Raw genomic sequence first — 26,414 nt, forward strand, 5'->3', positions numbered from 1 at the left:
GCTCCCCGCCTTGGCGTATCCCGCCGACGACTCAGCGGATCTCGTCGAGCAGCGGAGGGCCGGAGGGCGTCCAGCCGAGCGAGCGGGCGCGCGCGCCGGTGGCCTGCTGGTCGAGCAGCAGCGCGTCGGCGAACCCGGCGCCCAGGCGGGCCCGCGACTCCTCCACCGTCTCGGGGGCGACGCCCGCCCCGCCGGAGGCCGCCTCGGCGATCTCGCGCACGGTCGGGTTGTCCCCCGAAACCGCGATCAGGCGCCCGAGCCCCTCGCCGCGCTCCAGCACCAGCGCGTACAGCGCGGCCACGTCGTCGACGTGCACGCTGGTCCAGTGCTGCGCGCCGTCGCCGACGAGCCGGACGCGGCCGGCGTCGTCGCGGGCCGGGGCGAGCACGCCGGCCGGGATGCCGCCGCCGTGGCCGTAGACGATGCCCGGGGCGAGGACGGTGGCGGCGAGGTCGGCCTCGAGGACCGCCCGCTCGACGTCGAGGCGCCACGCGGTCAGCGCCGGGGGCCGCAGCGGCGCGTCCTCGTCGACGGCCGGGTTGTCGCCCCAGATCCACACGCCGCTGGTGTGCACGTAGGGCTTGCCGGTCCCGGCCAGCGCCTGCACGGCGGCGTCGACGACGGCGCGGTCGAAGCGCGGGTTGTCGGCGTCGCCGGTGGCGGCCAGGTGGACCACCGCGTCGGCCTCGGCGAACCGCTGCGCCGTCCACGCCGTGTCGAACAGGTCACCGGTCGCCGCCTCGGCCCCGGCCTTGCGCACGCGCTCGGCCGCCTCCGCGCCGCGCACCAGCGCGGTGACGGCGTGCCCGCCGGCGACGAAGCGCCGCAGTGCGACGGAGCCCAGGTACCCGGTCCCGCCGGTCATCACGATCCTCATGCGGGCGAACCTAGTTCGCGCGCGGGCCGATTGAGGCGTGTCGTTCGCCTCGGCCGCCGCCGGAATAAAACGCGGACGCGTCAGTCGCGCAGCCGCGCCCGGCCGGGGAGGCGACCGCGCGCCGCACGACGCGAGCGCCTCAGCCGGGCGCAGCACCGCCGTCGCGAAGCCGCGCCCGGCCGGGGAGGCGACCGCGCGCCGCACGACGCGGGCGCGTCAGTCGCGCAGCACCGCCGTCGCGAAGCCGCGCAGGCCCTCGGCCGGGCCGATCGCCGCGGCGAAGCCGAGCTCGCGCCGCGCCCGGGCCGGGGAGGCGACCACGTGCCGCACGTCGCCCGCGCGGAACCGGCCGGTGACGACGGGCTCGGGGCCGGCCATCGCCGCCGCCAGGGCCGCCGCCATCTCCCCGACCGTCGTCGGTTTTCCGGAGCAGATGTTGTACACCCGGAAGCCCGCCCCTTCCCCGGTCGCCCGGACGGCGGCGACGTTCGCCGCGGCCACGTCGGCGACGTGCACGAAGTCCCGGCGCTGGGCCCCGTCCTCGAAGACCCGCGGCGCCCGGCCGGCCTCCAGCGCCGAGCGGAAGATGGCGGCCACGCCGCTGTACGGGGTGTCGCGCGGCATCCCCGGCCCGTACACGTTGTGGTACCGCAAGGCCACCGCCGAGCCGCCGCACGCGCCGGCCCACGCCGCCGCGAGGTGCTCCTGCGCCGCCTTCGTCGCCGCGTACACGCTGCGCGGCCGCGCCGGCGCGTCCTCGTCGACCTCGCCCGGCTCGAGCGCCTCGCCGCAGCGCGGGCAGCGCGCCTCGAAGCGCCCGCGGGCGAGGTCGTCGGGGCGGCGCTCGGCCGGCGCGACCGGGCCGTGCGCCGGGCACGTGTACGCGCCCTCGCCGTAGACCACCATCGAGCTCGCGAGCACCAGCCGCCGCGTCCCCGCCCGCGCCATCCCGGCGAGCAGCACGGCGGTGCCGAGGTCGTTGCAGCCCACGTACTCCGGCAGGTCCCCGAGGTCGACGCCCATCCCGACGACGGCCGCCTGGTGCACCACCACGTCCACGCCCTCGAGCGCGGCCGCGACGACGGCGGCGTCGCGCACGTCGCCGCGCCGCACGCCGTCGGGCAGCTCGGTGCCGCGGTGCGCCTTGGGGTGCAGCGAGTCGAGCCCGACGACGTCGTGCCCGGCCGCGCGCAGGGCGGCGGCGACGGGCCCGCCGATGAAGCCGGCCGCGCCGGTGACCAGGATTCGCATGCCCGTCACGCTATGGCCGCCGACGCCGCAGGACCGGCCCGCGTTCGCGGTTCGTAATGGTCTGAAAGCGTCTCGTAAGACCTTCGGCCCGGCTTCGTCCGTAGCGTCCGCACCGTGCCCGATGTGATCCTGCCCTGCCTCGACGAGGCCGCCGCGCTGCCGTGGGTGCTGTCCCGGATGCCGCAAGGGTTCCGCGCGATCGTCGCCGACAACGGCTCGACCGACGGCTCCCCCGCGATCGCCGCGGCCTTCGGCGCCGAGGTCGTCCACGCCTCTCCGCGCGGCTTCGGCGCCGCCGCCCACGCCGGCCTGTCCGCCGCCACCGCGGACGTCGTGTGCTTCATGGACGCCGACGGCTCGTTCGACCCGCGGCAGCTGCCGCGGGTCGCGACGCCGATCGCGCGGGGCTCCCACGACCTGGTGCTCGGCCGCCGCCGCCCGACGGCCCGCGGCGCCTGGCCCCTGCACGCCCGCGCCGGCAACGCGGTGGTGTCCTGGCGCCTGCGCCGCACCACCGGCATGCTCGTGCACGACCTGGGCCCGATGCGCGCCGCCCGCCGCGAGGCGCTGCTGGCCCTGGGCCTCGCGGACCGCCGCTTCGGCTACCCGCTGGAGATGATGGTCCGCGCCGCGGCGGCGGGCTGGCGCGTCGGCGAGGTCGACGTCGACTACGCCCCGCGCGCGGCGGGCGGCCGCTCCAAGGTCACCGGCACGGTCCGCGGCACGCTGCGCACGGTCCGCGACATGAGCCGGGTGCTGGCGTCGTGACCGCGCCCCGCATCCAGCTGCTCCTGCTGGCCAAGGCCCCGGTACCCGGCCGCGTCAAGACCCGGCTCTGTCCACCGTGGACGCTCGAGCAGGCGGCCGCGCTGGCCGCGGCGGCGATCGCCGACACCGTCGAGGTGCTCGCCGCGACGCCGGCCGTCGCCCGCACCGTCGTCGCCGACGGCCCCCTGCCCGCCCCGCCCGGCTGGGGCCGCGTCGAGCAGCGCGGCACCGGCCTGGGCGAGCGCCTCGCCGCCGCGTACGCCGACACCGCCCGCCCCGGCGTCGCCACCCTCCTCGTCGGCATGGACACCCCGCACCTCGCCGTCGCCGACCTCGTCGCCGCGGCGGCCGCCCTCGCCGCCGCCGACGCGGTCCTGGGCCCGGCCGAGGACGGCGGCTGGTGGGCCCTGGCCCTGCGCGACCCCTCCGCGGCGGCCGTCCTCCCGGCCGTGCCGATGTCCACATCGGACACGTTCGCCCGCACGCGGGCGGCGCTCGCCGCGCGGGGCCTGACGGTGACCACCGCGGCCACGCTGCGGGACGTGGACACGGCACCGGACGCGTACGCGGCCGCGGCGGCCCGCCCCGGCACCCGCTTCGCCCGGGCCCTGGCCGCCGCCCGGACCGCCCGATGACCGCCCCGGTCGCGGTGCTCCGCGAGGCGCTGCGGCGGACCGAGCGCGGCGAGCCCGCGCTTCACCCGGGCCCCGGCCGCCGCCCCGACCGCCCGATGACCGCCCCGGTCGCGGTGCTCCGCGAGGCGCTGCGCCGGACCGAGCGCGGCGAGCCCGCGCTTCACCCGGGCCCCGACCGCCGCCCCGACCGCCCGATGACCGCCCCGGTCGCGGTGCTCCGCGAGGCGCTGCGCCGGACCGAGCGCGGCGAGCCCGCCGCCCCGCGGCTGCTCGGCCCGGACGGCGCCGCGCGCGCCGCCCGGCCCCTGGTCGCCGCGCGGACCGACCGATGACCGCCCCGGTCGCGGTGTTCGGCGAGGCGCTGCGCCGGGCCGAGCGCGGCGAGCCCGCCGCCCTGCGGCTGGTCGGCCCGGACGGCGCCGCGGTGCGCATCCTCGACGCCGACGCCTGGCACACGCGGCACCGGCCCGGCGACGGTTCGCTGCTGGCGCGCTGCCCCGACGGCACCGTCGACCTCGGCTGCGGCCCCGGCCGGCTCGCCGCGGCGCTGCACGCGAGCGGCCGGCGCGTCCTGGGCGTGGACGTCAGCCCGCAGGCGGTCCGCTACGCCCGCCGCCGCGGCGCGCCCGTGCTGCGGCAGGACCTGTTCCGCCCACTGCCCGGCGAGGGCGGCTGGCGCGGCGCGCTGCTGGCTGACGGCAACATCGGCATCGGCGGCGACCCGGCCCGGCTGCTGCGCCGCTGCCGCCGCCTCGTCGGCCCCAACGGCGCCGTGCTCGCCGAGGTCGACCCGCCCGGCGCCGAGAGCTGGCACGGCCCGGTCGCGCTCGCCGGCCCCGGCCGCACCAGCGCGCCGTTCCCATGGGCGTTCGTCGCCGCCGACGACATCGCCGCGATCGCCCGCCGCGCCGCGCTGCGGCTCGACGAGACCTGGACGGAGGCCGGCCGATGGTTCGCCCGCCTGACCCCCTGACCCTGGCCCGTTCCCTGCCGCGGCGGTTCACCAGCCCGCTGCGCTCGCCGTGGCTCACGGCGCGGCTCGACGAGTGGACGGAGGCCGGCCGATGGTTCGCCCGCCTGACCCCCTGACCCTGGCCCGTTCCCTGCCGCGGCGGTTCACCAGCCCGCTGCGCTCGCCGTGGCTCACGGCGCGGCTCGGGATGTGGCTCGGGATCGCGTTCGGCGTCTGCTTCCTCACCGGGGTGCTCAGCCACCTCGTCCAGCATCCGCCCGGGTGGTTCCACTGGCCGTCGCGGCCCGTGCAGCTCTACCGCGTCACCCAGGGGCTGCACGTGGCGAGCGGGCTGGCCGCCGTACCGTTGCTGACCGCAAAGATCTGGTCGGTCTATCCCCGGCTGTTCGCCTGGCCGCCGGTCCGCGGCATCGGGTCCGCGCTCGACCGGGCGGCGGTCGGCCTGCTGTCCGCCGCGGCCGTCTTCGAGGTGGTCACCGGCGTGCTCAACATCGCGTACTGGTACTCCGCCATGCCGTTCGGCTTCCTCGGCGCCCATTACTGGACCGCCTACCTCCTGGCGGGTGCCGTGCTGCTGCACCTCGCCGCGAAGCTGCCGGCGCTGCGGCCCGCGGCCCCGCCCGATCCCGCGCGGCGGCGGGTCCTCGCGCTGGCCGGTGCGGCCGCGGCGACGGTCACCGCCGCGACCGTCGGGCAGACCGTGGCGCCCCTGCGGCGGGTGTCGCTGCTCGCGCCGCGGCTGCCGGGCGTCGGGCCGCAGGGGCTGCCGGTGAACAAGACGGCGGCCGCGGCCCGGGTGGCGCGCGCGGACGCGTCGTACCGGCTGCTCGTCACCGGGCCGGGCGGCCGGCACGCGCTGAGCCTCGCCGACCTCGAGCGCCTGCCGCAGGCAAGCGTCGAGCTGCCGATCGCGTGCGTCGAAGGGTGGAGCGCCACCGGCACCTGGTCCGGGGTGCGCCTCGCCGACCTGCTGCGGCTCGTCGGGGCCGAGCACACCGACCGGCCGGTGCGGGTCGAGTCGCTGCAGCCCGACGGGCCGTACCGCGAGTCCGTCCTCGACCCGGGGCCGGCCCGCGACCCGTTGACGCTCATCGCGCTGCGGCTCGGCCACGAGCCCCTGCACCTCGACCACGGGTACCCGTGCCGGCTCATCGCCCCGAACCGCCCCGGCGTCCTGCAGACCAAGTGGGTCGCCGCGATCACGGTGGCGCCGCGATGAGGCTGATCCGTGCGCTGCTGATCGCGGCCGGCCTCGCGCTGCTGGCCTACGGCGTCTCCGGCTGGCTGGACGCGCCCGCCGCCGAGCTGCGCGGGCGCCTCGTCTTCGCCGCGGCCGCGCTCGCCGCACACGATTTCGTGGCGGTACCGCTGGTGCTCGCCGCCGGCGCCCTGCTGGCCCGGTTCGTTCCCGGGCCGGCCCGCGGCCCGGCCCGCGCCGCCCTCGTCGCCGGCGCCGCGGCCGGCGCGGTCGCGCTGCCGTTCGTCGTCGGCGCCGGGCGCATCGCCGACAACCCTTCGGCGTTCCCGCAGCACTACGGCCGCAACCTGCTCATCGTCCTGGCCGTGCTCGCCGCGGTGGCCGCCGCACGGATCGCGGCCGCACGGATCGGGGCCGGGCGGGTCGCGGCCGCACGGGTCGCAGCCGCACGGGTCGCGGCCGCACGGTGGTGGCGGGACCGGCGACCGGGACGGCGCTCATGACCGCCCGCCGCGCCGGGGCCGCGGTCTGCCTGGCCGCGATCGCCGCCGCGCTCCTGCTGCCCGGCCGCTGGTACCTGCTGTCCCTCGCCCCGTTCGCCGCCGGCGCGTGGCTGGTGGCGCGGCTGGACCGGCGGGCCGCGCTCGTCGTGGTCCTGCTGGGCGGGGCGCTGCTGCCCCTGACCGCCGCCGCGCGCCCGCCGGACAGCAGCGACGACGTGTACCGCTACATCTGGGACGGCCGCGTCCAGCTCTCCGGCATCGACCCCTACCGGTATCCGCCCGCCGCCCCGCAGCTCGCCCCGCTGCGCGACGGCACGCTGTGGCGCCCGGACGCGCACTGGTGCGTCCCCGGCGGCTGCACGCTCATCAACCGCCCGGCCGTGCCGACGATCTACCCGCCCGCCGCCGAGGGGCTCTTCGCCGCCGTCGCCGCGGTCGCGCCGCGCGGGGCCCGGGAGCGGCCGCTGCAGCTGGTGATGGCCGCGTTCGCGGCCGCCGTCGGCGCGCTGCTGTGGCGGGCGCTGGCGGCGCTCGGCCGCGACCCGCGCCGGGCGGTGCTGTGGGCGTGGTGCCCGATGGTCGCGCTGGAGGCCGGGAACAACGCCCACGTCGACGTCGTCGCGGTCGGCCTCGCCGCCCTCGCGGTGTGGCTGCTGGCCCGCGGCCGCGCCGTGCCCGGCGGGATCGCCTGGGGGCTGGCGATCGCCACGAAGCTCACCCCCGCGCTGCTCGCCCCGGCCCTCGTGCGCCGCCGTCCCCTGGCCGTCGGCCTGGCGGCGGCCGGGGCGATCGCCGCCGTGTACCTGCCGCACGTCCTCGCCGTCGGGCCGGCGGTGCTCGGCTACCTGCCCGGGTACCTCCACGAGGAGGGCTACGCCGACGGCTCCCGCTTCGCCCTGCTGAGCGCGGTCCTCCCGGCCGCGCTGACCGCTCCCGCCGCCGTCGCGATCCTGGCCGCGGCCGCGGTCCTCGCGTGGCGCCGGGCCGACCCGGGCCGGCCGTGGCGCGCCGCCGCCGCGATGGTCGCCGTCACGCTGCTGGTCGCCGCGCCCGCCTACCCGTGGTACGCGCTGCTGCTCGTCATGCTCGTCGCCTACGGCGCGCCGTGGGAGTGGCTGGCCGTGGCGTTCGCCGCGTACCTCGCGCAGTTCGCCCCGGACATCGGCCTGGCCACGGCGACCGCCCAGCGGCTCGGCTACGGTGCCGCCCTGGCCGTCGTGCTCACCGGGCTGGCGCTGCGCCGCCGTCAGTCCAGGAACGTCGCCCACTCGCGGATGCGCTCGACGGTGACGCCGGGGAGGGCGTAGTACGGATCGGCGGCGATGAACTCCTCGACCGCCTTCTGGTCCGGCAGGTCGACGACGATGAGGCCCCCGCTGTCGTCGGCGAACGGGCCGGCCATGCGCACCACGCCGCGCTGGTGCAGGCCGGTGAGCAGCTGCCGGTGCGCGGGACGGGCGTCGAGCCGGCCGGGGTCGGCGCCGTAGGAGAGCTCCACGATCCACATACGGGGATCGTATCGAGGCCGGCCCGGGACAATGGGCCGTGCTGACGTTGCCGGAGCCGTGCGTCGTGGTGCTGGTCGGGCCGGGAGCGGCCGGGAAGTCCACGTGGGCGGCGGCGCCTGCCGCACCCCGATTGCCTGGAGCCGATGTCGCAGGTCATCGCCGCGTTCCGGGGTTGACGTAGACTGCCGGGCATGTTCGTGCTGACCCTGGCGTACCGCGCCGAGATCGACCGGATCGACGCGGCCATGGAGGCGCACAAGGCGTGGGTCGACGGGCAGTACGACGACGGCGTCTTCGTCGCCTCCGGCGCCATGGTCCCCCGCACGGGCGGCGTGATCCTGGCCGCCGGCCTCGAGCGGGCCGAGCTGGAGGCGCGCCTGGCGCTGGACCCGTTCCTGCAGCAGGGCCTGGCGCAGTACACCATCGTGGAGTTCGCTCCCCGGCGGGTCGCCCCCGGCCTGGAACGCCTGCAGGCGTGACGACGCCGGAGTACTGGGGCTCGCGGACCGTCCGCGTCGAGGGCGGCATCCGCGCCCGCAGCACGCGCGGCGCGATCGGCGAGAGCTGGTGGTCCAAGCGCTTCCTCGCCGTCCTCGAGTCGTTCGCGCTCGGCACCCGCCTGACCCGCGGCCGCAACTACGCCCGCGCCGGCCAGGTGCTCGCGCTCGACGTCACGTCCGGCCTGGTCAAGGCCACCGTCCAGGGCTCCCGCCGCGAGCCGTACAAGGTCTCCATCGGCCTGGCCGTCTTCGGCGACGCCGTGTGGGACGCCGTCGAGCACGCCCTCGCCGCCGAGGCCCTCGGCGCCGCGAAGCTGCTGGCCGGCGAGCTGCCGCCGCACGTCGAGGACGTGTTCGCGGCGGCCGGCGCCCCGCTGTTCCCGGCCCGCTTCGCCGACCTCGCGATGCGCTGCACGTGCCCCGACCAGGCCGTGCCGTGCAAGCACCTGGCGGCCACGTGCTACCTGCTGGCCGAGCGCTTCGACGCCGACCCGTTCCAGATCCTGCTGTGGCGCGGCCGCACCCGCGACGACCTGCTCGCCGCGCTGCGCGCCCTGCGGTCCGGCTCCGCGCCGGCCGACGGTGAGGCGGAGGCCGGGCATCTGCCGGTGCCCACCATCGGCACCGCCGCGGCCCTCGCCGGCCTCGCCGAGCCGGACGTGGAGGTCGCCCGCTTCTGGCTGCCGCCGGTGCCGCTCACCGACCCCGAGCCGTCGTTCGTGGCCGAACGGGACCTGCTGCTGCGCCAGCTGCCGGCCCCGCCGCCCGACCTCGGCGGCGCCGACACGCTGCGCACCCTGCGCCGCTGGTACCGGTAGGCGGCTTCACCGCCGTACCGGTGGCCGAAAGTAGGGGCCCACCCCTGCTTCGGACCGGTGCCCGCGCCTCGGCCGCCACCGAACATTCAGGGCATGTCTTCGGTACTGCGGGCAGAAGCCCTCACCAAGCGCTACGGCCGCCGCGAGGCGCTGGCCGGCGTCGACCTCGACGTGCCGGCCGGGCGCATCGTCGGCCTCGTCGGCCCCAACGGCGCCGGGAAGTCCACCCTGCTGCAGCTCGCCTGCGGCCTCATCGAGCCGACCGCCGGCGCCCTGCACGTCCTCGGCGCCCGCCCGGCCGCCGGCGCCGCACACCTGGCCCGGGTCGGGTTCGTGGCGCAGGACGCGCCGGTGTACGCCGGCCTGACCGTCGCCGACCACCTGCGCATGGGCGCGCGCATGAACCCGCGCTGGGACGCCGCGACGGCCCGCGCCCGCGTCGAGCAGGCCGCGCTCCCCCTGACCCAGAAGGCCGGCCGCCTCTCCGGCGGCCAGCGCGCCCAGCTGGCGCTCACCCTGGCCGCCGCGAAGCGCCCGGAGCTCCTCATCCTCGACGAGCCGGCGGCCGCCCTCGACCCCCTCGCCCGCGACGGCTTCCTGCGCGGCCTGCTGCGCTCGGTCGCCGACCTCGGCGCCAGCGCGATCCTCTCCTCGCACCTACTGGCCGACGTCGAGCGCGTCTGCGACCACCTCGTCGTCCTGGCCGGCGCCCGCGTGCAGCTCGCCGGCGACGTCACCGACCTGCTGGCGGCCCACCGCCGCGCCGACGGGACCCCGGTCGCCCTGTCCGAGCTCGTCCTGTCCTACCTCGAGCGGGCCGCCCGATGATCTGGATGAGCTGGCGCCAGTCCCGCCTGTCCCTGATGGTCGGCGCCGTGGTCCTGGCCGCGTTGGCGGCGTACCTGATCAGCACCGGCCTGGACATCCGCGCCGCCCGCGACGGCTACCTGGCGCAGTGCCACGCTACGGGCGACTGCACCGCGACCATGGCCCGCCTGGCCGGCGACTACCGCACCCGCCTGCTGCTCCTGGCCGGCGTGCTCGGCCTGGTACCGCCGCTGATCGGCATGTTCTGGGGCGCGCCGCTGATCGCCCGGGAGCTCGAGACCGGCACCCACCGCCTGGCGTGGAACCAGAGCGTGACCCGCCGCCGCTGGCTGGCGGTGCGCCTGTCCACGGTCCTGCTGGCCACCCTGCTCTTCGCGGCGGTCGCCGCCGCCCTGCTGACCTGGGCCGCCTCCCCGGTCGACGCCGTCGCCGGCGACCGCTTCGCCACCGTCAACTTCGGCGCACGCGACCTCTCCCCGATCGCCCAGGCCGCCTTCGCGAGCGTGCTGGGCGCGGTGACCGGGTTGTTCGTGCGCCGGACGGTACCGGCGATGGCCCTGACCGGCCTGCTCGTGATCGCCGTGCTGTTCGTGATGCCCAATGCCGTACGCCCGCATCTCATGCCGCCCCTGCACCTCACCCGCCCGATGACCGCGTCGGCGATCGACGAGGCCCACGGCCTCGGCACGCTCGGCAGCGCCCCGGTCGTCCGCGGCATCGAGGTCCCGGACGCGTGGGTGACGTCGACCAGCGAGCTGCTGACGGCGGACGGCCGCCCGCTCGATGCGCGCGCGTTCGACGACTGCCTGATGCGCGCCCCGAAGACGGGCGCCCGCGGCACGTTCGGCGACTCGTCGCCGTGCCTGGCCGCTTATGACCTGCACCTGGACATTGCGTACCAGCCGAACTCCCGCTTCTGGCGCTTCCAGCTCCTGGAGACGGCGCTGTACCTGTCTCTTACGGCACTGCTGGCGTTCGTCGCCGCCTGGCGCATCCGCCACCGCACCTGACGGCGCTGCGCTGCGAAAAGTCGGGCGCTGACGCGCCACGACTTTTCGGATTTTTCGCCTGTCAGGGCATAAGTCCGATAAGTCGTGGCACGGAGTGCCCGACGTATCGGGTTGCGCTCCCACGGAATGCGATCGAATGGCGCCGGTACGCACTTCGGGTGCGCGGGCGACGTTTTCGCTTCCGGACCGCGAAAAGCGGCGGTGGGCAAAATGGACATCGCCATGAGCACAAACGCTCGAAGATCTTGGGCATGCTCGTGGAGCGGAAGCGTCGGCGGCGCTCGGTTGCGGTGCGTACGCAGCCTGCGGGTGCGAAAAGTCGGGCGCTGGCGCGCCACGACTTTTCGGATTTTTCGCCTGTCAGGGTATAAATCCGATAAGTCGTGGCACGGAGTGCCCGACTTATCGGGGTTGAACGGGGTTCGTCCGTGGAGTTGTGGACGGTCGGCGAGCGGGGCGGGGCGTGAAAGCTACCATTGCGGGTCGGCGCGGCACCGGACAACGACGGAGGCAACGAGCTTGAACGCGTGGGAGGACGTGGAGGCGCTGCGGTTTCCCGGGCGGGAGTTCGACCCGGCGACCGGCGTGGCGCGGTTCCACTATGCGCTCGGGGACCTCGTGCTCACCGAGACCGTCGACTTCGGGCCGCCGAGCGTCGAGCATCCCGCGCTCGAGCGCGTGCTCGACCTGCTGTACGTGGCCGCCTCCACCTCGTACTACAAGATTGCCGCGCCGCGGCGCGTCGAGCTCGACGGGGTGGCGCTCACCGAAGGGGCGCTGCCGTGGGTGCGGGCGCTCTTCCGCGAGGGGCTGGGCGAGTTCGCGTACCAGAACAAGCTCGAGTACGTGCTCGACCTGCCGATCGAGGCCAAGGAGACGGCCGCGGCGCCGACCTGGGAGCGTACGCCCGGCGGGGCGCCGCTCGCGGCCGTCGGCGGGGGCAAGGACTCCATCGTGACGATGGAGGCGCTGGAGCTGGCCGGGCTCGAACCGGTGCTCTTCTCCGTGAACCCCAACGCGATCATCCGCGGGGTGATGGCCGTGTCGCCGCAGCCCGTCCGCGCCGTACGCCGGCAGCTCGATCCGCGCATGCGCGAGCTGAACGAGGCCGGGGCGTACAACGGCCACATCCCCGTCACCGCGATCAACTCGCTGATCGCGGTCGCCGCCTCGGTGATGCACGGGCTCGGGCCGGTGGTGATGTCGAACGAGAGCTCCGCCTCCGTGCCGAACCTCAACTGGCTCGGGCGGGACATCAACCACCAGTGGTCCAAGGGGCTGCCGGCCGAGGTGCACCTGCGCGACGCGCTGCTGGCCCACGCCGGGCTGCGCGACGCGTACTTCTCGCTGCTGCGCGGCCTGTCCGAGCTGCACATCGCCGGGCTGTTCGCGAAGTTCACCGACTACGACGAGGTCGTCACCAGCTGCAACGCCGCGTTCAAGCAGCGCGACGCGAGCGAGCGCTGGTGCGGGCACTGCCCCAAGTGCCGGTTCGTGTTCCTCGCCCTGGCGCCGTTCACCGGGCGCGACCGCCTGCTGCACATCTTCGGCGCCGATGTGTTCACGGACATGACGCAGCTTCCGGGGTACCGCGAACTCATGGGACTCACCGCGCACAAGCCGTTCGAGTGCGTCGGCGAGATCGAGGAGTCGCTCGTGGCGCTGCGGCTGCTCACCGAGCACCCCGACTGGCGCGACGCCCCGATCGTGCGGGCGCTCGCCGCCGAGGTGCCGGCGCTGCCGAGCGACGCCGAGGTCGAGGCGGCGTTCCGCGGCGACGGCCCGAACGTGGTGCCGCCGCGCTACCTGGACGCGCTCAACGCGCTGGGGACTCCGCGCTAGCGATCAGCGACCTCACCGCCGCGGCGATGCGCGGGATCTCGCGCCGCTCGAGCTGCGTGAAGCTGTCCCCGTACGCCGCGTCGCGGATCAGCACCGCCACCCCCTCCTCGACGACCCGGCAGCGGGCGACGGCCCGGGCGACCATCGACACCGGGTAGCCGCCGGCGGGGTGCGCGAGCAGCCCGGTCGTCCACTCGCGGGTCTCCGGGATCTCCTGCATCTCGGTCCACTCGAACCGCCCGATGACCCACAGCCCGCCGACCTCGACCTCGTCGATCTCCTCGCGCGGCCGGCCGAAGCGCTGCTTGACGAAGCGCGAGCGCCGCTCGACGATGCTCACCGGCGCGATCCCGGCCGCGTAGAGGTCCAGCACCGCCTGCCCGGACGTCACCCACAGCCGCTCCGTCGCCGCCCGCGCGTCGGCCCGCTCGTCGCCCGGCCGGCGCACCCGCGCGCGGCGCTCCAGGCACTGGATGCACAGCGCGGCGTACCCCTCGCCGGTCACGTCGTTGTGTGCCTGGTGCGACATGCAGAACGCGCGCCCGCACTCCCGGCATCGCCCGATGGCGAGGACCGCGCATCCATCGACTTCACACTCGGCCGCCATGCGGCCGACGATATCGTGCCTCAACCGGACCCGCCGCGGACGTGGCCCGGATGCTTGCGCCGACTGTCGGAACGGTACGGGCCGGGCTTTTCCGATAAGTCGGGCACTCCGTGCCACGACTTATCGGATTTATCTCCTGACAGGCGAAAAGTCCGAAAAGTCGTGGCGCGCCAGCGCCCGACTTTTCGTGGCAACAACCGCGGCGTGCTCGCAAGCGGACAAGGCCCCGTGCAACACCACGCCCGTCCGCAGCCGGCGCTGCGCGAATCTCAGCCGAAGGGCGCGAGGGCGCAACCGCACATTCCGGTAATGTCCACCGCATGACCGGCGCCTACCCCGAACCGCCGCCGTCGTACGGCCCGCCGCCGTCATACGGTGCCCCGCAGCCGCCCCAGCCGCCGTATCCCCCGCAGCCGCCGTACCCGGGGCAGCAGCCGCCGCCGTATCCGCCGGGCGGGGGCAAGAGCAACCGTGGCGTCCTCATCGCGGTGGTCAGCATCGTCGGGGCGCTCGCCGTGCTGTGCGTGGCCGGGATCGTCGGGGTGGTGTGGTACACGACCAGGGCCCACGACGACGCCGGCGACAACGGGCAGGCGATCGCCGGGCTCATCGACTACCGCACCACGCACCCCGAGTGGCTCGAGCGCGAGCACAAGCCCGAGGGCGAGAAGATCGAGTATCCGATGACGCCGGCGGCGGGTGGGCCGCATCATCCGGTCTGGCAGCGGTGCGCCGGGGACGTGTACCCGACCGCGATCGACGAAGGCAACGCCGTGCACAGTCTCGAGCACGGGGCCGTGTGGATCACCTACCAGCCGGGGACGCCGGCGGGCGAGGTCGAGAAGCTCGCCCAGAAGGTGCGCAACAACGACTTCATGCTCATGAGCCCGTACGAGGGGCAGCCGACGCCGATCTCCCTGCAGGCGTGGGGGTACCAGCTGCGGGTGTCCACGGCGAGCGACGCGCGCATCGACCGGTTCATCAAGGCGTACCGCGAGACGGCCAGCATGGAGGCCGGCGTGCCGTGCAGCAACGGCACCACCTCCAACGACGTGAGCGCCGCGCCGACCGCCACGGCCTAGCCGGGGGAGAGCGTCAGCAGCTCGCGCAGGTCGGCGGTGGACAGCTCGGTGAGCCAGCCCTCGCCCGTCCCGACGATCTTCGCGGCCAGGCCGCGCTTGTCGCCGATCAGGCCGGCGATCTTCTCCTCGACCGTGCCGGCGGTGACGAACTTGCGCACCTGGACCGCGCGGCGCTGGCCGATGCGGAACGCGCGGTCGGTCGCCTGGTCCTCGACGGCCGGGTTCCACCAGCGGTCGACGTGGATCACGTGGTTGGCCGCGGTCAGGGTGAGGCCGGTGCCGCCGGCCTTGAGCGAGAGCACGAACAGCGGCGGCGAGGACGCCGAGGCCTCCTGGAAGCGGGCCACGAGCGCGTCGCGGGACGCCTTGGGCAGGCCGCCGTGCAGGAAGGCGACCTCGCGGCCGAAGCGGGCGGAGAGCTCGGCGCGCAGCATGGCGCCGAACTCGGCGTACTGCGTGAAGATGAGCGCGCGCTCGCCGGCGGCCAGGATCTCCTCGGCGATCTCCTCGAGCCGGGCGAGCTTGCCGCTGCGGCCGGGCAGGCGGCTGCCGTCGCGCAGGGCCAGGGCCGGGTGGTTGCAGATCTGCTTGAGCCGGGTCATCGTGGCCAGCACCAGGCCGCGGCGCTCGATGCCCTGGCTGCTGTCGATGCGGGCGAGCATGTCGTCGACGACGGCCTGGTAGAGGCTGGCCTGCTCGCGGGTCAGGCTGCAGACGACGTCGTACTCCAGCTTCTCCGGCAGGTCGGTGATGATGCTGCGGTCGGTCTTGAGCCGGCGCAGCACGAACGGCTGGGTGACGCGGCGCAGCCGGGCGGCGGCGTCGGCGTCGCCGAAGCGCTCGATGGGCTCGGCGTAGCGCTCCTTGAACTTCGTGGCGCTGCCCAGCAGGCCCGGGTTGGCGAAGTCCATGATGGACCACAGGTCGGCGAGGCGGTTCTCGACGGGCGTGCCGGTGACGGCGATGCGGTGCCGGGCCGGCAGTGCGCGTACCGCCGCCGACTGCTTTGTCGCCGCGTTCTTGACGGCCTGGGCCTCGTCGAGCACGATCCGGTGCCACGACACGGCGCCGAGCTTCTCCGCGTCGCGGGTGACGACCGAGTAGGTGGTGACGACGAGGTCGAACTCGGCCGGGTCGAGCGCCCGGGCGCGGTCGGCGCCGTGGTGGACGTGCACGCGCACGGCAGGCGCGAAGCGGGCGGCCTCCCGCTGCCAGTTGCCGACCAGCGACATCGGGCACACCAGCAGCGTCGGGCCGGGCGCGTCCCCGGCGATCAGGGCCAGCAGCTGGACGGTCTTGCCCAGGCCCATGTCGTCGGCGAGGATGCCGCCGAGGCCCGCCGTCTCGAGGAACCGGAGCCAGTGCAAACCCCGCATCTGGTACGCCCGCAGCTCCCCCCGGAACGCCGGCGGCACGTCGCCGTCGCCGATGCGCAGGTCGGCCTCCCCGCTGAGCAGGTCGCCGAGCCAGCCGTCGGCGGTGACCTCGACGACCGGCAGCCCGCCGGGGCCCTCGGCGGCGCCGCCGGCCAGGTGCAGCAGGTCGGCGACGGTCATCGTCTCCTGCTCCCGGTGCCGCTCGAGGAACGACAGGCCCTCGGCGAGGCGGCGCGGGTCGAGCTCGACCCACTGGCCGCGCAGCCGCACGAGGGGCGCCTTGAGGTCGGTGAGCCGGCGCAGCTCGTCCTCGGAGAGCGGCTCGTCGCCGATCGCGAGCTCCCACCGGTAGTCCACGACGGCGTCGAGGCCGAGGCCGCTGTCGGTGGCGACCGTGCCGGGGGCGGCGCCGCCGGACTTGGCCGTCAGCCGCGCGCCGAGGCGGGCCGAGGCGCGCCGCCACCAGCCGGGCAGGACGACGCCGAAGCCGGCCGCGGCCAGCAGCGGGGCCGACTCGCTGAGCAGCCGGTGCGCGCCGTCGGTGTCGAGGCGCAGCGCCACGGGCCGGGCCTCGCGCAGGGCGTCCTCGATCGCGGGGTACAGCCGGCTGGCCCGTCCGAGCTCGGCCAGCAGCGTCTCCTGGGGCGCCGGGATGTGCCGCTGCAGGGCCTTGAGCGCGCCGCGGGACTGCCACACCCGCTCGGCGTCGACGACGAGGGTCGGCTCGTCGGCCGCCTGCAGCGCGAACTCGAGCGTCCACCGCGGATCCGCCGGTACCTCCTCCCCCGGCTCGGGCTCGGGCGGCTCGACGAGCCGGAAGCAGGCCCGCACGGCGCCGCCGACGGCGTCGGCCTCCCACGCGGCGAGCTGGGTCCGCAGCCGCTCCAGGGCGGCCGGCGTGAGCCCGGCGATGCGCCGGTCGCGCCCGGTGAGTGCGGCCAGCCAGCCCTCGTTCGCGGCCCGGGCGGCGTCGTCGGGCAGCGCGGCGCGGGCGGCGGCATCGGTCAGGGCGTCGAGGACCTCGGCCAGGGCGGCGGCCCGGGTCGCGCCGTCCTCGCCGGCGGCGAGCGCGGCGGTCGGCATCGCCAGGACCAGGGACCGCGCGTAGGCGGCGTCGCGGCCGGTGAGGACCGGCAGCCAGCGGGCCTCGTCGCCGACGACGGCGGGGAGCATGCGGCCGCGGGCGGCGAGGCCGGCGGCGAACGAGGCGACGGCGGCGAACCAGCGGGTGGACTCCCCCAGCGCGATGTCCGCCCCGGCCATGGCGCCCAGGGCGCGCAGCAGGCCGAGGGCGTCGTCGGGGGCGTACTCGGCGGTCTCGACGATCCAGCCCGCGAGCTTCGTGGCGGCGCCGTCGCCGGGTGAGGCCTCGGGCCGGCGGTCGCGGGTGGGCAGGCGCAGGCGGCGCTCGGCGTGCACGGCGGTGTCGCCGTCGAGGTCGAGGCGGCCGAGGGCGAACGGGTGGCGGCGCCCGCGGACCGCCGCGTCGGCCGGGTCCCCCTCCGCCCACAGGCCGACCCGGCCCTCGACCCAGAGCGCATGGACCACGAGCACCGCTGAAGCGTAGTGGAGCCCCAGCGTATCGACCGTATAAGACATCTATCCAGAGACGGACGTCGTTGTTACGATCCGGTAATCCGAGTCATTTTCATATTGGCTCGCAACCCCCGGAAGGGATCCGCCATGTCCCTACCCCTCGTCAAACGCGCCCTGGCGGCGTTACTGCTCACCTCCGCCGCCCTCGTCGCACCCGCGCTCGCCGCCGCACCGGCCGAGGCGGCCGTCCTGGCGCCGAACGACTACTGCCTGGAGCAGTGCAACGACATCCTGCCGCCGGGAGAGAACGGCAACGCCACGCTGGCCGACATCCTGGCCCACCAGGCGCTGGGCTTCCGGCCGGCGCACTCGGCCGACCAGCTCGGCCCGTACGCCAACCTCGTCGCCGCCTACACCGGGCTCACCGACGAGCAGATCTCGTCCTTCTACAACAGCTCGTCGTTCGGCGTGCCGGCCGGCCAGGTCGCGCGCAGCTACAGCCCGCGCTCCGACGTGACGATCGTGCGGGACAAGGCGCTCGGGGTGCCGCACGTGACGGGCACGACGCGGGCCGGGACGATGTTCGGCGCCGGGTACGCCGGAGCCGAGGACCGCCTGTTCGTCATGGACCTCATGCGCCGGGTCGGCCGCGGCAAGCTCACCCCGTTCGCCGGCGGCGCGCCGGGCAACCGGGAGCTCGAGCAGAGCATCTGGCGCAACGCCCCCTACACCGAGGCCGACCTGCAGGCCCAGGTGGCGGCGCTGCGCACGAAGGGCGCGCGCGGGGCGCAGCTCTACGACGACGTGCAGCAGTACGTCGCCGGCATCAACGCCTACATCGCCGCGTGCATGGCCGGGCGCAACTGCCCCGGGGAGTACGTGCTGACCGGGCACCTCGACGCGGTCACCAACGCCGGCGGGCCGGAGCCGTTCCAGATGACCGACCTGATCGCGATCGCCGGCGTGGTCGGCGGCCTGTTCGGCGGCGGCGGGGGCGGCGAGGTCGAGTCGGCGCTGGTGCGGGTCACGGCCCGGGCGCGCTACGGCGCGGCCGAGGGCGACCGGCTGTGGGCCGCGTTCCGCGAGCAGAACGACGAGGAGGCCGTGCTGACCCTGCACAACGGGCAGTCCTTCCCCTACGGCGCGGCCGACCCGGACGCGCCCGGGGTGGCGCTGCCGGACGCCGGCAGCGTCTCGCCCCAGCCGGTGGTCTTCAACCCGACGGGCTCGGCCGGGAGTACCGCACAGGTGGCCCCCGGCGCGGCGACCAAGCGGGGCATGTCCAACGCGGTGGTGATCGACGCGGCCCACTCGGCGAGCGGGCACCCGATCGCGGTGTTCGGGCCGCAGACCGGGTACTTCTCGCCACAGCTGCTCATGCTGCAGGAGCTGCAGGGGCCGGGGGTCAGCGCGCACGGGGTCGCCTTCGCCGGGCTCAACCTCTACGTGCTGCTCGGCCGCGGCCAGGACTACGCGTGGAGCGCCACGTCGTCGGAGCAGGACATCACCGACACCTACGCGGTGCCGCTGTGCAACGCCGCCGGCACCGCCTACCTGTACCACGGCGTGTGCACGCCGATGGAGGCGCTGACCCAGACCAACGCCTGGACGCCGACCGTCGCCGACTCCACGCCCGCCGGGTCCTACCAGCTCATCACGTACCGCACCAAGTACGGCCTGGTCGCCTGGCGCGGGACGGTCGGCGGGCAGCCGGTGGCCTTCACCCAGCTGCGCTCGACGTACCGGCACGAGGCCGACTCGGCGATCGGCTTCCAGGCGTTCAACGACCCGGCGGCCATGGGCACGCCGGCCCAGTTCATCGCCTCGGCCTCCGACGTCGGGTACGCGTTCAACTGGTTCTACGTCAACGCCACGGACACGGCGTACTTCAACTCGGGCAACGACCCGGTGCGCAAGTCCGGCGCCAACCCGAACCTGCCGACGAAGGCCGACGCCGCTTATGAATGGTCCGGCTGGAATGCGGATACGAATACGGCCGACTACATTCCGGTGACCGCGCATCCGCAGTCGACCGGGCAGGATTATTTCGTCTCTTGGAATAACAAGCAAAGTAAGGACACGGGGGCGGCGGACGGAAACTTCAGTTTCGGCGCCGTGCATCGCGCCGATCTGCTCGACAAGCGGGTCAAATCCGCGCTGGGCGGCGGCGCCAAGCTCGACCGGGCCGGCGTCGTGCGGCTCGTCGAGGACGCCGCCGTGACCGACCTGCGGGGCGAGAACCTGCTGCCGGAGCTGCTGCGCATCCTCGACCCGGCCGGGACGAGCACCGACCCCAGCGTCGCGGCGCTGCGGGCCTGGCAGGCGGCGGGGGCCAAGCGGGTGGAGACCTCCCCCGGCTCGCACGTCTACCAGCACGCCGCCGCCATCCGCACGTTCGACGCCTGGTGGCCGAAGCTGGTCGACGCCGCGTTCCGGCCCGGGCTCGGCGACGACGTCTACGCGGCGCTGACCAGGGCGTTGCAGATCGACGAGTCGCCCTCCGGGGCCACCGGGCCGACCAGCGCCGGCTCGCTGAACCAGAGCCAGGGCCACAAGGGGTCCTCGTTCCAGTACGGCTGGTGGGGGTACCTCGACAAAGACCTCCGCGCCGTCCTCGGCGACCCGGTCCGCAGCGGGCTGGGCCGGACCTACTGCGGCGGCGGCACCGTGGCCGGGTGCCGGCAGGTGCTGGCCACGACCCTGGCGACGGCCGCCGCCGAGCCCGCCACCACCACCTACCCGGGCGACAAGAACTGCTCGGCCGGCGACCAGTGGTGCGCCGACACGATCATCCAGTCGCCGCTGGGCGGGATCACGCACGACAAGATCTCGTGGCAGAACCGGCCGACGTACCAGCAGGTGGTGTCGTTCCCGGCCCGGCGCGGCGCCGACCTGACCAACCTGGCGCAGGGCCGCGGCGTGAGCGCCAGCGGCACGTTCATCGGCTACTCCGCCGGGGCCGCGGTCGACGGCGACCCGACCACGCGGTGGAGCAGCTGGTGGACCGACAACCAGTCGATCACCGTCGACCTCGGCTCGGCCCGCACGGTCAGCCGGGTCATCCTGCGGTGGGAGGCGGCGTACGGGTCGCGGTACCGCATCGAAGTCTCCGCCAACGGCAGCTCCTGGACGCCGGCGGCGGTGGTCGACGCGGGCAACGGCGGGATCGACAACGTCACGTTCGCGCCGGTCAGCGCCCGGTACGTGCGCATGGCCGGGGTGGCCCGCGGCACCGGATACGGCTATTCGCTGTGGGAGATGGAGGTGTACTCCTCCTAGAGCACCGCTGCGCGGCGGCGCTTCACAGCGTGGCGCGGTGGCGCCCGGCCGGCAGCCCGCCGGCCGGGGCGTCGGCCGCCGCCCAGGTGACGTACTGCCCCGCCCGGCTGAGCACGCACGTGCCGACGAGCAGCTCGACGAGCACGTGCCGGGCGAAGCCGGGCGGGGGTGCGGCCAGCGCGCGCTCGGCCACGAAGGCGGCCGCCACGCTGCGCCGCAGCGCCCCCTCGCGCGGGAACGCGGCCCGCCCCGTGAGGTAGAAGGCGTCCTCGCCCGGGCCCGTGGACGTGTCCGCGGCGCCCATGGGGAACGTGTGCAGCGCGAAGCGGCGGTCGCGCAGCAGGTCCTCGAGCTTCGGCGAGACCATGAGCAGCACGTACAGCCCGTCCTCGACCAGCAGCGGGTTGACCGGGTGCACCCGCGGGCCGCCGTCGGCGCGGACGGTGCCCAGGTACGCCAGGCCGACGCCGCTGCGGTACAGCAGCGCCCGGCCGGCCGCGGCGAGGCCGGGCGCCGAGCGCCGGAACCGCCCCCACGAGAGCATGGCGACCAGGTTCGCCCACCCGGGACCCCCGGGTCAATGCACGTTCGGCCGCCAGGTGTGGAGCAGCCGCTGCACCTCGTCGGCGACCTCGCCGGGCTCGAGGTCGTCGGTGTCCACGACGGCGCCGAGCTCGCGCAGGTCGCGGCGGGCGGTGAGGTACGTCCCGAGGTCCTCCAGCCGCCAGCCGTCCGCGTCCAGGCTCTCGTCCGCCTCCACCCGCTCGATGAGGACGTCGGGCGAGGCGTCCAGCAGCACGTGGCGTACGTCGTGGCCGCGGTTGCGCAGGGCGCCGAGGATGTCCGTGATGTGCCGGCGGCGCAGCACGGTCATGGGCACGACCAGCGGTTCGGCGCCGCGGGCCTGCCGGGCCGCGGCCGCGACCGTGGCCGCCCGCCAGGCCGGCAGGTCCTGGTAGTCGCCCCGGCGGACCAGGCCGACGGTGCGTTTGAGCAGGCGGTCGATCACCTCCGGGTCGAACACCCGGGCCCGCGGCTCGCGCCGGCACAGATGTGCGGCCAGGGTCACCTTGCCGACCCCGGACGGGCCGTTGAGCCAGACGATCACGGCGCTCCCTCGCTCTTCGTGCGCGGCGGGCTACCAGGATTCTCGCAGGCGGGACCGAGGGGGATGCCAGGCCGGCACGCGATAAATGAGGCATGACGATCGTGACCCTCCCCCAGCGCCGAATTCCGACCGACGCCCACGAGCGCATCGACGTGCTGCTCGTGGCCCCCAACGGCCGCTTCGGCGACCTCGAGCGGCACCTGCCCCAGGGCTGGGTGCTGACCCGCCGCCACGAGCTGCCGGCCGGCTGCCGCGAGCCGGACATCGTGGTGCTCGACGACCCCGGCCCCCGCGCGGTGACCGCCGCGTGCCTGCGCCATCCAGCCGCGTCGATCGTGGCCGTGATCAGCCCGTACAGCGACCACCAGCGGGTCGTCGACGTGCTGGAGGCCGGCGCCGACGCCTGCGTGCGCTCGGGCACCGCGGCCGTCATCGCGGCGCACCTGGAGGCCTGCCGGCGCCGCCAGGCGGCATAAGGAGGTTTGGCGTTTCCCACAACATATTCCAGAGAGCGCTCTCAACCGATTCTGTGATTGACATTGGGCTTGTCATGGGCCAGTCTGAGTCCAGTCTTGAGAGCGCTCTCCGGCCGAGGCGGCGGATCGGGTGACCGGCGGATCGGACCGGCGAAATCGTGATCAGGGTGTAACCGGTGTGAGGGTGCGACGGGCGATGGAGCGACATGCTCCATCGCCCGTCATTCTTTGTGCGCTACACATTGCTGAGCTTCAGTCATGATGGTCCGCGGAACAGATATGGGGGACGCCACAATGGTGATGTCGGGGCGGGACCGGCCCACACTCGAAAACGTCGCGCAACGCGCCGGGGTGTCGCGGGCCACGGCCTCCCGTGTGGTCAACGGGTCGACCTCCGTCGCGCCCCACATCCGCGACAAGGTCCTCAGCGCCGTCGAGGCGCTGGGCTACGTGCCCAACCAGGCCGCCCGCAGCCTCGTCACCCAGCGCACCGACTCGATCGCACTCGTGGCGTCGGAGACCGCGAGCCGGGTGTTCTCCGACGACCCCTTCTTCTCCAGCATCATCCGCGGCGTGAGCCTCGAGCTCGAGGCCGTCGACAAGCAGCTGGTGCTCATGATGGTCGGCCCGTCGGGCCCGAGCCACGACCGCGTCGAGCGCTACGCGACCGGCGGCCACGTCGACGGGGCGATCATCTTCTCCATGCACGGCGCCGACCCGCTGCCCGAGCGGCTGAGCCGGGCCGGGGTGCCGGTCGTGTGCAACGGCCGCCTGCTGATCCAGTCCTCCGTGCCGTACGTCGACGTCGACAACGAGGACGCGGCCCGCGCGGCCGTGCGCCACCTGCTCGACACCGGCCGGCGCCGGGTGGCCACGATCGCCGGCCCGCAGGACATGAGCGCCGGCATCGACCGCCTGAAGGGCTACCGCGCGGCGATGCAGGACAGCGGCCGCCGCTCGCTAGTGGCCGTCGGCGACTTCACCCGCCAGTCCGGCGCCCTGGCGATGAGCCAGCTGCTCGGCGACGACCCGGACCTCGACGCCGTCTTCGCCGCCTCGGACGCCATGGCCGACGGCGCGCTGCGCGCCCTGCGCCAGGCCGGCCGCCGGGTGCCCGACGACGTGGCGGTGGTCGGCTTCGACGACATGGACTTCGCCCGGGACACCGAGCCGCCGCTGACCACCGTGCGCCAGCCGATCACCGACCTGGGCCGGATGGCGGCGCGGCAGGTCCTGCGGATGGCGGGCGGCGAACAGATCGAGCCCGTGCTGCTCCTCCCCACGGAGCTGGTGAAGCGCGAGTCGGCCTGACCGTTTCCACACGCCCGGGGCGGCTCAGGACCGGCGCGGCGCGCCGACCGGCAACAGGTGCAACGGACCACTCAGGACCGGCAGCGGCGCGCCGAGCGGCGAACCGATGCAACGCGAACCCCGCGGGACCGGCGGTGGCGCGCCTCGGCGGTGGCGCGCCGAGCCGCGAACCGGCGCAACGCGAACCCCGCGGGACCGGCCGTGGCGCGCCGAGCGGCGAACAGGTGCATGAGCCCGCCGGGTCGGCCGGCGGCCGGACGCCCGGCGCCGAGCGCGTCCCGGCCGCGCGGGCCGCTCGTCCCGCCCACAGGGCCGGTCAGCGACCCGGTTGCGGCGAGTCGAGCGAATCGGAACGCTGAAGGCGGATTTATCCCCGGTCAGGGTATAAATCCGACAAGTCGTGGCACGGAGTGCCCGACTTGTCGGTCGGCACACCGTCCCTGCGCGCCACCCGTCCCGCATGCGTGTGCTCGAGGACTGCCGGCGACCGAGAGCGTCGTTGCTCGAGCGCACGGGGGGTTTTGAGGGGGTCCGGGTGGAGCGGAGCTCCCCCGGCTGAGATAAACACAGCCGGAGGCTGGCATTGTGGCAGGAATGAGGCTTGCCACCTGGAACGTGAACTCCGTCAAGGCGCGCCTGCCCCGGCTGCTGCCCTGGCTCGAACAGACCCGGCCCGACGTGCTGTGCGTGCAGGAGACCAAGGTCGCCGCGGACGGCTTCCCGGCCGGGGAGGTCCGTGAGCTCGGGTACGACACGGCGCACCACGGGGAGGGGCGCTGGAACGGGGTGGCGCTGCTGTCGCGGGTCGGGCTCGAGGACGTGCGGCGCGGGTTCGACGGGGATCCGGGGTGGAGCGGGGAGCCGGGCGGGGACGAGGCGCTGTTCGACGAGCCGCGGCGCGAGGCGCGGGCCGTCTCGGCGCTCTGCGGCGGGGTCCGGGTCTGGTCCGTCTATGTACCCAACGGGCGGACGCCCGAATCCGCGCACTACGGCTACAAGCTGACCTGGCTCGAGGGGCTGCGCCTCGCCGTGGCGGCCGACCTCGGCGCCGGGGAGCGGGTGGCGGTCTGCGGCGACTACAACGTCGCGCCGGCGGACTCCGACGTGTTCGACCCGGCCGCGTTCATCGGGTCCACGCACGTCACCAAGCCCGAGCGCGACGCGCTGGCGGCGCTGCGGGACACCGGGCTGGTCGACATCGTGCCGAAGCCGATGAAGGGGCCGAACCCGTTCACCTACTGGGACTACCGGGCCGGGATGTTCCATCAGGACAAAGGCATGCGGATCGACCTCGTCTATGCGAGCCCGGCAATCGCGGGTGCGGTCGAGGGTGCCTACATCGATCGTGAGGCGCGCAAGGGCAAGGGTCCCTCGGATCACGCGCCCGTTGTGATCGATTTCGATATTTGAGTACGCTGTGTCACCATGATGGGCGACCGGACCGTACTGTTAAGTGTGAAAGGATCAACGATCGTCCTGGATAGCCCGTTCTCGCCGGTCTTGCCGCGATGTTTCCGGCACGTTGCGTGATCACACCGTTACGATTCGCCGGTAAATCGCCCGTTTAGGGGGTGTATGATCCAAAAGTCGTTGTGCTTGGATCACGCCCTCATCACGGCGCGGCGTGGACTTGGTTACAGGACAGGGGGTGACCCTTGACGATCGGCCAAACGGGAGACAGGGTTCCTCCAACGAAGGCGACAACACCATGTCGGCTTCGTGCACGCTCTGCCCGTGGACCGAACCTGCGGATAGGGCACCAGGAGTCCACGAAGACACAGCCGATCGGCTGCTGACTGCCACGGGCCCCGGTCTGGCCGACGCATGCTCGCTCCGCATTGCGGCGGTCAACGCTGGCGGGTTCGTGATGCGTTCAGGCGGCCGGGGAGAGGGGCACCACGCCCATGACTATGGGACCCGTCACGTCGAAGAGCGACGAGCAGGTGCCGACGGTCGAAGAGGCGACCGCCACGCCTGCCGGTGTTCCCGCGAAGGCCATCGAAGGTCGCTCGCTCAGTCAGATTGCGTGGACCCGGCTCAAGCGCGACAAGGTCGCGCTGACTGGAGGCGGGTTCATCATTTTCCTGGTGCTTGTAGCGGTGTTCGCCCCCCTGATCAACAAGGTCTGGGGGCACCCGGTCAACGAGTTCCACCAAGACAGGATCGACCCGAACCTCGGCGGCATCCCGCCGGTCGGCACCTGGGGCGGCATCTCCAAGGACTTCCTGCTCGGCGTCCAGCCGGTCACGGGCCGGGACATGTTCTCCCAGATCATCTACGGCGCGCAGGTGTCGCTGCTGGTGGCGCTGGCCGCCACGATCGCGGCGGTCGCGATCGGCGTGGTGCTCGGTATCGTCGCCGGCTACTTCGGCGGCATCATCGACAACCTGATCAGCCGCCTGATGGACCTCATCCTGGCGTTCCCGTACCTGCTCTTCTCGATCGCGCTGATCTCCGTCGTGCCGGTGAGCACCGGCTGGCGCATCGGCGTGGTCATCTCGGTCATCGCGTTCTTCAGCTGGCCGTACATCGGGCGTATCGTCCGCGGCCAGACTCTCTCCCTGCGGGAACGCGAGTTCGTCGAGGCCGCGCGCAGCATCGGGGCGGGCCCCTCCCGCATCCTCTTCCGGGAGCTGCTGCCCAACCTCGTCGCGCCGATCCTCGTCTACGCGACGCTGATCATTCCCACGAACATCCTCTTCGAGGCCGCGCTGTCGTTCCTCGGCGTCGGCGTGCTGCCGCCCACTCCCTCGTGGGGCCGGCTGCTCTCGGACGCCGTGCAGTACTACACGTACGACCCGATGTACATGTTCGTGCCCGGCTTCGCGATCTTCCTCATGGTCCTCGCCTTCAACCTGTTCGGCGACGGCCTGCGCGACGCTCTCGACCCGAAGTCCAACCGGTAGCCCCCAGCCACCGGCCGGGCTT

General features: G+C 74.5%; 26 protein-coding genes. 19 read left to right on the plus strand and 7 right to left on the minus strand.

Features of this window, described 5'->3' with window-relative positions:
- Positions 1-31 precede the first annotated feature (31 nt).
- Both ACQEVU_RS38750 and ACQEVU_RS38755 read right to left on the minus strand, forming a co-directional pair.
- Positions 32-877 carry an NAD-dependent epimerase/dehydratase family protein gene (locus tag ACQEVU_RS38750; RefSeq protein WP_433332667.1) on the minus strand — a complete coding sequence of 282 codons (846 nt, stop codon included), beginning with the start codon at positions 875-877 and terminating at the stop codon, positions 32-34.
- 216 nt (positions 878-1,093) lie between these two features.
- Positions 1,094-2,128: an NAD-dependent epimerase/dehydratase family protein gene (locus ACQEVU_RS38755; RefSeq protein WP_433332669.1), complete on the minus strand. Its 1,035-nt coding sequence runs from the start codon at positions 2,126-2,128 to the stop codon at positions 1,094-1,096.
- A gap of 114 nt (positions 2,129-2,242) precedes the next feature.
- On the opposite strand from ACQEVU_RS38755, the gene ACQEVU_RS38760 reads away from it, so the two are divergent.
- Genes ACQEVU_RS38760 through ACQEVU_RS38795 form a run of 8 tightly spaced genes read left to right on the plus strand, consistent with a single transcriptional unit; the run spans position 2,243 to position 7,512 of the window.
- The gene (locus ACQEVU_RS38760; protein WP_433332671.1) at positions 2,243-2,896 is read left to right on the plus strand and encodes a glycosyltransferase family 2 protein; all 654 of its coding nucleotides are present in this window, start codon (positions 2,243-2,245) and stop codon (positions 2,894-2,896) included.
- Positions 2,893-3,531 (plus strand): TIGR04282 family arsenosugar biosynthesis glycosyltransferase, encoded by a 639-nt coding sequence (locus tag ACQEVU_RS38765; RefSeq protein WP_433332673.1) that lies wholly within the window; start codon positions 2,893-2,895, stop codon positions 3,529-3,531. The genes ACQEVU_RS38760 and ACQEVU_RS38765 overlap by 4 nt, the downstream gene beginning before the upstream one ends.
- The gene (locus ACQEVU_RS38770) at positions 3,528-3,863 is read left to right on the plus strand and encodes a hypothetical protein (RefSeq protein ID WP_433332675.1); all 336 of its coding nucleotides are present in this window, start codon (positions 3,528-3,530) and stop codon (positions 3,861-3,863) included. Before ACQEVU_RS38765 ends, ACQEVU_RS38770 begins: the two co-directional genes overlap by 4 nt.
- Positions 3,860-4,504: a methyltransferase domain-containing protein gene (locus tag ACQEVU_RS38775; RefSeq protein ID WP_433332677.1), complete on the plus strand. Its 645-nt coding sequence runs from the start codon at positions 3,860-3,862 to the stop codon at positions 4,502-4,504. The genes ACQEVU_RS38770 and ACQEVU_RS38775 overlap by 4 nt, the downstream gene beginning before the upstream one ends.
- On the plus strand, positions 4,480-4,620 hold the full coding sequence (locus tag ACQEVU_RS38780; protein ID WP_433332679.1) for a hypothetical protein: 141 nt from the start codon (positions 4,480-4,482) through the stop codon (positions 4,618-4,620). The genes ACQEVU_RS38775 and ACQEVU_RS38780 overlap by 25 nt, the downstream gene beginning before the upstream one ends.
- Complete coding sequence (locus tag ACQEVU_RS38785; protein ID WP_433332681.1) at positions 4,596-5,723, plus strand: molybdopterin-dependent oxidoreductase; 1,128 nt, start codon at positions 4,596-4,598, stop codon at positions 5,721-5,723. The genes ACQEVU_RS38780 and ACQEVU_RS38785 overlap by 25 nt, the downstream gene beginning before the upstream one ends.
- A complete protein-coding gene (locus ACQEVU_RS38790; RefSeq protein WP_433332683.1) occupies positions 5,720-6,205 on the plus strand; it encodes a hypothetical protein in 486 nt (161 codons plus the stop codon). The genes ACQEVU_RS38785 and ACQEVU_RS38790 overlap by 4 nt, the downstream gene beginning before the upstream one ends.
- Positions 6,202-7,512: a glycosyltransferase 87 family protein gene (locus tag ACQEVU_RS38795; RefSeq protein WP_433332685.1), complete on the plus strand. Its 1,311-nt coding sequence runs from the start codon at positions 6,202-6,204 to the stop codon at positions 7,510-7,512. The genes ACQEVU_RS38790 and ACQEVU_RS38795 overlap by 4 nt, the downstream gene beginning before the upstream one ends.
- Here the strand turns inward: ACQEVU_RS38795 and ACQEVU_RS38800 are convergent.
- Positions 7,452-7,712, minus strand: a complete 261-nt coding sequence (locus ACQEVU_RS38800) for a YciI family protein (protein WP_433332687.1) — start codon at positions 7,710-7,712, stop codon at positions 7,452-7,454. The genes ACQEVU_RS38795 and ACQEVU_RS38800 overlap by 61 nt on opposite strands.
- Positions 7,713-7,904: 192 nt before the next feature.
- On the opposite strand from ACQEVU_RS38800, the gene ACQEVU_RS38805 reads away from it, so the two are divergent.
- From ACQEVU_RS38805 to ACQEVU_RS38825, 5 genes are all read left to right on the plus strand, one after another.
- Complete coding sequence (locus ACQEVU_RS38805) at positions 7,905-8,192, plus strand: YciI family protein (protein WP_433332689.1); 288 nt, start codon at positions 7,905-7,907, stop codon at positions 8,190-8,192.
- Positions 8,189-9,031: an SWIM zinc finger family protein gene (locus ACQEVU_RS38810; protein WP_433332691.1), complete on the plus strand. Its 843-nt coding sequence runs from the start codon at positions 8,189-8,191 to the stop codon at positions 9,029-9,031. Before ACQEVU_RS38805 ends, ACQEVU_RS38810 begins: the two co-directional genes overlap by 4 nt.
- Positions 9,032-9,124: 93 nt before the next feature.
- Positions 9,125-9,859 (plus strand): ABC transporter ATP-binding protein, encoded by a 735-nt coding sequence (locus ACQEVU_RS38815; protein WP_433332693.1) that lies wholly within the window; start codon positions 9,125-9,127, stop codon positions 9,857-9,859.
- Positions 9,860-9,864: 5 nt separating this feature from the next.
- A complete protein-coding gene (locus tag ACQEVU_RS38820; protein ID WP_433332695.1) occupies positions 9,865-10,869 on the plus strand; it encodes an ABC transporter permease subunit in 1,005 nt (334 codons plus the stop codon).
- A 519-nt stretch (positions 10,870-11,388) separates the two neighbouring features.
- Positions 11,389-12,711 carry a hypothetical protein gene (locus ACQEVU_RS38825; protein WP_433332697.1) on the plus strand — a complete coding sequence of 441 codons (1,323 nt, stop codon included), beginning with the start codon at positions 11,389-11,391 and terminating at the stop codon, positions 12,709-12,711.
- On the opposite strand, the gene ACQEVU_RS38830 is transcribed toward ACQEVU_RS38825, so the two are convergent.
- Positions 12,686-13,318 carry a hypothetical protein gene (locus ACQEVU_RS38830; RefSeq protein WP_433332699.1) on the minus strand — a complete coding sequence of 211 codons (633 nt, stop codon included), beginning with the start codon at positions 13,316-13,318 and terminating at the stop codon, positions 12,686-12,688. The genes ACQEVU_RS38825 and ACQEVU_RS38830 overlap by 26 nt on opposite strands.
- A gap of 320 nt (positions 13,319-13,638) precedes the next feature.
- Here ACQEVU_RS38830 and ACQEVU_RS38835 point away from each other — a divergent pair, with 320 nt between their 5' ends.
- Positions 13,639-14,400 (plus strand): DUF3105 domain-containing protein, encoded by a 762-nt coding sequence (locus tag ACQEVU_RS38835; RefSeq protein WP_433332701.1) that lies wholly within the window; start codon positions 13,639-13,641, stop codon positions 14,398-14,400.
- On the opposite strand, the gene ACQEVU_RS38840 is transcribed toward ACQEVU_RS38835, so the two are convergent.
- The gene (locus ACQEVU_RS38840; RefSeq protein ID WP_433332703.1) at positions 14,397-17,330 is read right to left on the minus strand and encodes an SNF2-related protein; all 2,934 of its coding nucleotides are present in this window, start codon (positions 17,328-17,330) and stop codon (positions 14,397-14,399) included. The two genes, ACQEVU_RS38835 and ACQEVU_RS38840, sit on opposite strands and share 4 nt — an antisense overlap.
- Before the next feature lie 129 nt (positions 17,331-17,459).
- Between ACQEVU_RS38840 and ACQEVU_RS38845 the strand changes: the two genes are divergently transcribed.
- On the plus strand, positions 17,460-20,591 hold the full coding sequence (locus ACQEVU_RS38845; protein ID WP_433332705.1) for a penicillin acylase family protein: 3,132 nt from the start codon (positions 17,460-17,462) through the stop codon (positions 20,589-20,591).
- Between the two features lie 22 nt (positions 20,592-20,613).
- On the opposite strand, the gene ACQEVU_RS38850 is transcribed toward ACQEVU_RS38845, so the two are convergent.
- Both ACQEVU_RS38850 and ACQEVU_RS38855 read right to left on the minus strand, forming a co-directional pair.
- Positions 20,614-21,135, minus strand: coding sequence for a hypothetical protein (locus ACQEVU_RS38850; RefSeq protein WP_433332707.1), 522 nt, complete (start codon positions 21,133-21,135; stop codon positions 20,614-20,616).
- A 33-nt stretch (positions 21,136-21,168) separates the two neighbouring features.
- Positions 21,169-21,699 carry an AAA family ATPase gene (locus tag ACQEVU_RS38855; RefSeq protein ID WP_433332709.1) on the minus strand — a complete coding sequence of 177 codons (531 nt, stop codon included), beginning with the start codon at positions 21,697-21,699 and terminating at the stop codon, positions 21,169-21,171.
- Positions 21,700-21,791: 92 nt separating this feature from the next.
- Here ACQEVU_RS38855 and ACQEVU_RS38860 point away from each other — a divergent pair, with 92 nt between their 5' ends.
- From ACQEVU_RS38860 to ACQEVU_RS38875, 4 genes are all read left to right on the plus strand, one after another.
- Positions 21,792-22,175: a hypothetical protein gene (locus tag ACQEVU_RS38860; protein WP_433332711.1), complete on the plus strand. Its 384-nt coding sequence runs from the start codon at positions 21,792-21,794 to the stop codon at positions 22,173-22,175.
- A 300-nt stretch (positions 22,176-22,475) separates the two neighbouring features.
- Entirely contained in the window at positions 22,476-23,486 is a 1,011-nt protein-coding gene (locus ACQEVU_RS38865) for a LacI family DNA-binding transcriptional regulator (RefSeq protein ID WP_433335238.1), read from the plus strand.
- Positions 23,487-24,080: 594 nt separating this feature from the next.
- Complete coding sequence (locus ACQEVU_RS38870; RefSeq protein WP_433332713.1) at positions 24,081-24,896, plus strand: exodeoxyribonuclease III; 816 nt, start codon at positions 24,081-24,083, stop codon at positions 24,894-24,896.
- Positions 24,897-25,390: 494 nt separating this feature from the next.
- A complete protein-coding gene (locus ACQEVU_RS38875; protein ID WP_433332715.1) occupies positions 25,391-26,392 on the plus strand; it encodes an ABC transporter permease in 1,002 nt (333 codons plus the stop codon).
- Positions 26,393-26,414: the final 22 nt, after the last annotated feature.

Source organism: Dactylosporangium sp. CA-139066 (assembly GCF_050936175.1).
Classification (GTDB): Bacteria; Actinomycetota; Actinomycetes; order Mycobacteriales; family Micromonosporaceae; genus Dactylosporangium.

Excerpts from the sequence above, each read along its gene's own strand:
- ACQEVU_RS38775 (WP_433332677.1), top strand. The coding sequence starts at position 3,860 with ATGACCGCCCCGGTCGCGGTGTTCGGCGAGGCGCTGCGCCGGGCCGAG.
- ACQEVU_RS38805 (WP_433332689.1), top strand. The coding sequence starts at position 7,905 with ATGTTCGTGCTGACCCTGGCGTACCGCGCCGAGATCGACCGGATCGAC.
- ACQEVU_RS38755 (WP_433332669.1), bottom strand. The coding sequence starts at position 2,128 with ATGCGAATCCTGGTCACCGGCGCGGCCGGCTTCATCGGCGGGCCCGTC.
- ACQEVU_RS38750 (WP_433332667.1), bottom strand. The coding sequence starts at position 877 with ATGAGGATCGTGATGACCGGCGGGACCGGGTACCTGGGCTCCGTCGCA.
- ACQEVU_RS38860 (WP_433332711.1), top strand. The coding sequence starts at position 21,792 with ATGACGATCGTGACCCTCCCCCAGCGCCGAATTCCGACCGACGCCCAC.
- ACQEVU_RS38780 (WP_433332679.1), top strand. The coding sequence starts at position 4,480 with ATGGTTCGCCCGCCTGACCCCCTGACCCTGGCCCGTTCCCTGCCGCGG.
- ACQEVU_RS38770 (WP_433332675.1), top strand. The coding sequence starts at position 3,528 with ATGACCGCCCCGGTCGCGGTGCTCCGCGAGGCGCTGCGGCGGACCGAG.
- ACQEVU_RS38820 (WP_433332695.1), top strand. The coding sequence starts at position 9,865 with ATGAGCTGGCGCCAGTCCCGCCTGTCCCTGATGGTCGGCGCCGTGGTC.
- ACQEVU_RS38830 (WP_433332699.1), bottom strand. The coding sequence starts at position 13,318 with ATGGCGGCCGAGTGTGAAGTCGATGGATGCGCGGTCCTCGCCATCGGG.
- ACQEVU_RS38835 (WP_433332701.1), top strand. The coding sequence starts at position 13,639 with ATGACCGGCGCCTACCCCGAACCGCCGCCGTCGTACGGCCCGCCGCCG.
- ACQEVU_RS38785 (WP_433332681.1), top strand. The coding sequence starts at position 4,596 with ATGGTTCGCCCGCCTGACCCCCTGACCCTGGCCCGTTCCCTGCCGCGG.
- ACQEVU_RS38845 (WP_433332705.1), top strand. The coding sequence starts at position 17,460 with ATGTCCCTACCCCTCGTCAAACGCGCCCTGGCGGCGTTACTGCTCACC.
- ACQEVU_RS38870 (WP_433332713.1), top strand. The coding sequence starts at position 24,081 with ATGAGGCTTGCCACCTGGAACGTGAACTCCGTCAAGGCGCGCCTGCCC.
- ACQEVU_RS38850 (WP_433332707.1), bottom strand. The coding sequence starts at position 21,135 with ATGCTCTCGTGGGGGCGGTTCCGGCGCTCGGCGCCCGGCCTCGCCGCG.
- ACQEVU_RS38800 (WP_433332687.1), bottom strand. The coding sequence starts at position 7,712 with ATGTGGATCGTGGAGCTCTCCTACGGCGCCGACCCCGGCCGGCTCGAC.
- ACQEVU_RS38795 (WP_433332685.1), top strand. The coding sequence starts at position 6,202 with ATGACCGCCCGCCGCGCCGGGGCCGCGGTCTGCCTGGCCGCGATCGCC.
- ACQEVU_RS38815 (WP_433332693.1), top strand. The coding sequence starts at position 9,125 with ATGTCTTCGGTACTGCGGGCAGAAGCCCTCACCAAGCGCTACGGCCGC.
- ACQEVU_RS38790 (WP_433332683.1), top strand. The coding sequence starts at position 5,720 with ATGAGGCTGATCCGTGCGCTGCTGATCGCGGCCGGCCTCGCGCTGCTG.
- ACQEVU_RS38875 (WP_433332715.1), top strand. The coding sequence starts at position 25,391 with ATGACTATGGGACCCGTCACGTCGAAGAGCGACGAGCAGGTGCCGACG.
- ACQEVU_RS38865 (WP_433335238.1), top strand. The coding sequence starts at position 22,476 with ATGTCGGGGCGGGACCGGCCCACACTCGAAAACGTCGCGCAACGCGCC.